The sequence below is a fragment of the Micromonospora sp. CPCC 206060 genome (assembly GCF_036906895.1).
In the GTDB taxonomy this organism is placed as follows: Bacteria; Actinomycetota; Actinomycetes; order Mycobacteriales; family Micromonosporaceae; genus Micromonospora.
Genome location: NZ_JBAKHU010000274.1, coordinates 1 through 705, shown reverse-complemented (window position 1 = coordinate 705; position 705 = coordinate 1). Strand labels below are relative to the sequence as shown.

Here is a 705-nt window from a genome sequence, read left to right as displayed (position 1 = left end):
ACGCGGCGCCTCCGATGACACCCCGACCGTGCGCACCTACCTCGCCGACCAGGAAGACGCCGAGAAGATCCTCCTAGCCGCCCGGAAGCTCCGCGAGCAGGCCGGCACCCTCACCGGCATGGCCGCCGGGGAAGACGTCACCCGGGAGACGCGAGACGTGCTCGCCGATGTCCACGGAGTGTTTCAGGGCAAGGAACCGAGCCTGCACTGGAAGGTCGTCGCCGCCCGGCTGGCCGAGCAGATGCCGGAGCACTACGCCGACGCCACTGATGAGTCGATCTCGGCGCAGTGCCGGGCAGTCGGTATACCGAGCGTGAGTGTCAACATGCGCGGGTCGGTCAACCGAGGTGCCCGAAAGGTCGATATTGACCGGCTCATCGCCGGCCGCAACTCCGCCTGACATGTAGCGGCGGCGCCGAAACATGTAGCGCCGCCGCTACATCTCCTCGCTACATACCTGGCCAGCCCCTACATCCCCATGTAGCGGGTAGCGCCAGCAGTCCTCTACGCCCGAAAACCGGCCCCGGAGGCACTTTCATGACCCTGCTCGCCGCTACTGCTACCACCAGCACCGGCCTCGCCGTTCTTCTCCTGATCGGCATCACCATGGTTACTCTCGGCTACCTCGCCGTCTGTTGGGTACGGCCGTTCCGGCGCTGCCGACGCTGCCACGGCACCGGCCGCCGCCGCTCCCTGATCCTGCGC

At 67.4% G+C, this 705-nt stretch carries 1 pseudogene; it reads left to right on the top strand.

Annotated elements, in window-relative coordinates:
- Positions 1–400 (top strand): annotated as a pseudogene (locus V6U90_RS33715) (cell division protein FtsK); the annotation flags it as partial.
- Positions 401–705 lie beyond the last annotated feature (305 nt).